The organism is Devosia sp. (assembly GCF_017307565.1).
Classification (GTDB): Bacteria; Pseudomonadota; Alphaproteobacteria; order Rhizobiales; family Devosiaceae; genus Devosia.
This window is the reverse complement of sequence record NZ_JAFKHD010000103.1, coordinates 1-4432: the sequence shown is the minus strand read 5'-3', so window position 1 is coordinate 4432 and position 4432 is coordinate 1. Positions and strand designations below refer to the sequence as shown.

Here is a 4432-nt window from a genome sequence, read left to right as displayed (position 1 = left end):
CTCGGGCCCTATGGCGCGGGCGATCCCGGCACAGCGGGGATCGACGACACCGTAACACTGGATCAGGTACCCGGGGATTTCTCGGGCTATGTGTGGACCAATCGCATCGAGGTCATCGGACCAGCGCTCGGCCGCGGAACATGGGCAAATTAGCGCTGCTTTTGTCATGACGGCGTTCAAAATGACTTGTATGCTAGAGTAATTCCCGTCCGAATCCTTCCATTCCTGACTTCGTGGTACTGCGATGCCCGTCGGCGTCATTCTGGCCTTTTTGGCCTATGCCGTTTTTTCAGTGTCTGATGCGCTCATCAAGGCCACTGGCCCCGCCATGTCGGTCTTCGAGATCGCGTTCTTCACGACGAGCTTCTCGATCATTCCGGCGATGCTCACGAAGCGCGGCGAGCGCTGGCGCGACATCTACAAGCTGCACCACCCCTACCTGGTGCACCTGCGCTGTGCGACCGCCATTAGTGGCACCGCCTGCGTGATGTTCGCCTTCACGCACATCCCCTTTGCCGATGTCTATGCCATTGGTTTTACGACGCCTTTGTTTGTGACGCTGCTGTCCGTGCTGCTACTGCGCGAGTTCGTCGCGGTGCACCGATGGGTGCTGCTGTTGATCAGCTTCCTCGGGGTTGTGCTGGTTATCCGCCCCGGCCTGCGCGAGCTGGAACTGGGTCGGCGCTGTAACGACCACGGTGCTCCGGCATGTGGCGCCCAAGGAACGTAAGGTCAGCCTCGTCGGCCTGCAGGTGTTTTATTCCGCTATTTTCAATGGGATACTGATGGTGCCAACCTTCATCATTCCCACGCTGGAGCAACTCGTCATCCTGCTCGGGATCGGCGTTCTGGGCGGCATTGGCGGCCTGTTGCTGATCCAGGCAAGCAAGGTGACCCCGGCCAATCTCATTGCCCCGGTGCAGTATAGCCAGCTGATCTGGGCTATCCTTTTTGGCGCGATGTTCTTCGGTGAATATCCCGACTGGGTCGCCATTGTCGGTATGCTGATCGTGGTCGGTGCCGGGCTTATGAACGTCCTGAGCGAGAAGCGGCCGATCCGCTGGAAGCCGCGTGTTTTCTTCTTCCGCATCGGCGAATAAGCGGGCGCTTCGCTAGCAGACTGTTAGCATCGAGCGTAACCCTGGGCCCACAAATGCGAAAGCCGCGGCACGGCCGCGGCTTGCACTATCCGAACATGGATGTCTTGCTGATTAGATCAGCGCGCGGATCGCCGCAACGGCATCGTCGGCCTTGCTCGCATCCGGCCCGCCACCCTGGGCCATGTCGGGACGGCCGCCGCCGCCCTGACCGCCGAGCGCGGCAGTCGCCGACTTGATCAGCGTGCCGGCGGCATACTTGCCGGTGAGATCGTCGGTCACGCCGATGGCCACGGTGCCCTTGCCGTCTTCGCCCTTCAGAACGATGACGACGACGCCCGAACCAATACGCTTCTTCTCGGCATCGACGACGGTCTTGATGTCCTTGGCGGCGACGCCTTCGACGACGCGGCCGACGAACGTGACACCGTTGACGGTTTCGGTGGCATTGCCACCTTCACCGCTACCGCCGAGAGCCAGCTTCTGGCGGGCATCGCTGAGGGCCTTTTCGGCGCTCTTGAGCTGGTTCTGCAGCGCTTCGATGCGGTCGAGCACTTCGTGGGTGCCGGAACGCAGGAGGCCAGCGGCCGAGGAAACGATATTGACGTTGGTATTGCCGCGATGGCGCGCGGCCTTGCCGGTCAGCGCTTCGATGCGGCGAACGCCGGCAGCAGAAGCCGTTTCGGTAACGATGGAGACGAGACCGATATCCCCAGTGCGACGGACATGGGTGCCGCCGCAAAGTTCGACGGACCAACCAAGACCGTTGCCGGTCGGCAGGCCCATGGAAACGACGCGCACTTCATCGCCGTACTTTTCGCCAAAGAGTGCGCGAGCGCCCGATTCCTTGGCTTCCTCGACACCCATCAGGCGGGTTTCGACGGAAGTGTTCTGCAGGATGATCTCGTTGGCGATGTCTTCCACCTCGGCGATTTCCTGCGGGGTCATCGGCTTTGTATGCACAAAGTCGAAACGCAGGCGATCGGACGAGACCATGGAACCCTTCTGGGCGACGTGATCGCCGAGCACGAGGCGCAGGGCTTCGTGCAGCAGGTGGGTTGCCGAGTGGTTCGAACGGATTGAGGAGCGACGCTCGTGGTCGACGATAAGCTCGACGGCCTGGCCGACCTTGAGCGTGCCTTCGGTGACCTTCACCTTGTGGCTGAAAACACCATGATTCTTGCCGGTGTCGAGAACTTCGGCGGCAAAGCCATCGCCCTTGATCACGCCGGAATCACCGACCTGGCCGCCGCTTTCACCATAGAACGGTGTCTGGTTGACGACGACAATGCCTTCCTGGCCGGCAGCGATCGAGGCGACTTCGGCACCATCAATGAGAAGCGCCTTGATCTCGCCTTCGGCGGTCTCGGTTTCGTAACCCAAAAATTCGGTCGGGCCGAGCTTGTCGGCAAGTCCGTACCAGACGGTGTCGGTGGCAGCTTCGCCCGAGCCAGCCCAGTTCTTGCGGGCCTCGGCCTTCTGCTGCGCCATGGCGGCGTCGAATCCGGCCTGGTCGACGGTGATGTTGCGGTTGCGCAGGGCGTCCTGCGTCAGGTCGAGCGGGAAGCCATAGGTGTCGTAGAGTTTGAAGGCGGCAGCGCCATTGAGCACGTCGCCTTCGCCGAGACCGGCGGTTTCAGCTTCGAGAATCTGGAGACCACGGCCGAGCGTCTTGAGGAAGCGACCTTCTTCGAGGCGAACGGTTTCGGCGATCATGGCTTCGCCACGGCTCAGTTCGGGATAGGCCTGACCCATTTCCCGCACGAGAGTCGGAACCAGCTTGTAGATCGTCGGCTCGCTCGCACCGAGCAGGGTCGCGTGGCGCATGGCGCGACGCATGATGCGGCGGAGGACGTAGCCGCGGCCTTCGTTGGAGGGCAGCACACCTTCGGCGATGAGGAAGCTCATCGAGCGCAGGTGGTCGGCAATGACACGCAGGCTACGATTGCCCGGCCCATTGACGTCGGCGTTGGTGGCGTTGGCGGCGGCCGAGATCAGCGCCTTGAAGAGGTCGATGTCATAGTTATCGTGGACGCCCTGCATGACGGCAGCGACGCGTTCGAGACCCATGCCGGTATCGATGGACGGGCGCGGCAGGCCGGTGCGCGAACCATCGGCATGCTGTTCGAACTGCATGAAGACGAGGTTCCAGATTTCGATCCAGCGATCGCCATCTTCGTCGGGCGAACCCGGAGGACCGCCCCAGACCTTGTCGCCATGGTCATAGAAGATTTCCGAGCACGGACCGCATGGACCGGTATCGCCCATCTGCCAGAAATTGGACTTGGCGCCGAGACGCACGATGCGGTCTTCAGAGAGACCGGCGATCTTCTTCCAGAGCTCAAGCGCTTCGTCATCGTCCTGATAGACGGTGACCATCAGCTTGTCGCGCGGCAGGCCCCAGTCCTTGGTGAGAAGGTTCCAGGCGAGCTCGATCGCTTGCGGCTTAAAATAGTCGCCAAACGAGAAATTGCCGAGCATTTCAAAAAAGGTGTGGTGGCGCGCAGTGAAGCCGACATTGTCGAGGTCGTTATGCTTGCCGCCGGCGCGAACGCACTTCTGCGCCGTCGTCGCGGTCGAATAGGGGCGCTTTTCAACGCCGGTAAAGACGTTTTTGAACTGCACCATGCCGGCATTGGTGAACATCAGCGTCGGATCATTGCGCGGCACGAGCGGGCTCGACGCGATGGCTTCATGACCATTGCGGGCAAAGTAATCGACAAAGCTCGAACGGAGATCGTTTACGCTGGTCATCAACTAGCTTTCATGCGGAACGGACACGGCGCGCGTCCAATAGAAACGTGGCTTTCTATCGTGCAAAACGCGGAAATGTCCAGCTTTGCGGCGATATTGAGATGGGAGAAAGTCGGGCTTGGCGCTTGCCGCGCCGACCTCTTGCCTCTTCTCTGCAAAGGCCACCTCCCGAGGCACGGCTTTGCTCGCTCCAGCCACACCGAGATAGTCGGGCCACGTGGCACCTAACAAAAAGACCCCCGCTTTTGGCGAGGGTCGAAAACTGCATGGGATCGAGGCGGTCTATTCGTCGCCGCCAGAGCTGTCGTCTTCGCCACCGGCGACGAGGAGGACTTCACCGAGGAGGCCGGAGCTTTCGCGGACGCCCTGTTCGATGGCGGCGGCGGCTTCCGGGTTGTCCTTGAGGAACTGGCGGGCGTTTTCACGGCCCTGACCCAGCCGTTGGCTATCCCAGGAGAACCAGGCGCCTGACTTGTCGACGATGCCCGACTTGACGCCGAGATCGAGCAGCTCGCCGGTCTTGGAAATACCTTCGCCATACATGATGTCGAATTCGACCTGACGGAACGGGGGGGCAAGCT

The 4432-nt window shown here is 61.3% G+C and carries 3 protein-coding genes and 1 pseudogene; 2 read left to right on the top strand and 2 right to left on the bottom strand.

Translation table 11 applies throughout. The features are described 5' to 3' along the window. Positions 1–244: 244 nt before the first annotated feature. Positions 245–730 (top strand): DMT family transporter, encoded by a 486-nt coding sequence (locus J0I64_RS03155; protein WP_291406170.1) that lies wholly within the window; start codon positions 245–247, stop codon positions 728–730. Then, positions 711–1100 carry an EamA family transporter gene (locus J0I64_RS03150; RefSeq protein WP_291406169.1) on the top strand — a complete coding sequence of 130 codons (390 nt, stop codon included), beginning with the start codon at positions 711–713 and terminating at the stop codon, positions 1098–1100. Before J0I64_RS03155 ends, J0I64_RS03150 begins: the two co-directional genes overlap by 20 nt. A 111-nt stretch (positions 1101–1211) precedes the next feature. On the opposite strand, the gene alaS is transcribed toward J0I64_RS03150, so the two are convergent. Together alaS and J0I64_RS03140 are read right to left on the bottom strand one after the other, a co-directional pair. Then, the gene (gene alaS, locus J0I64_RS03145) at positions 1212–3851 is read right to left on the bottom strand and encodes an alanine--tRNA ligase (RefSeq protein ID WP_291406168.1); all 2640 of its coding nucleotides are present in this window, start codon (positions 3849–3851) and stop codon (positions 1212–1214) included. A 282-nt stretch (positions 3852–4133) separates the two neighbouring features. Then, a pseudogene (locus J0I64_RS03140) lies at positions 4134–4432 on the bottom strand (DNA recombination/repair protein RecA); the annotation flags it as partial.

Coding starts and splice junctions, on each gene's coding strand:
- J0I64_RS03155 (WP_291406170.1), top strand. CDS start 245: ATGCCCGTCGGCGTCATTCTGGCCTTTTTGGCCTATGCCGTTTTTTCA.
- alaS (WP_291406168.1), bottom strand. CDS start 3,851: ATGACCAGCGTAAACGATCTCCGTTCGAGCTTTGTCGATTACTTTGCC.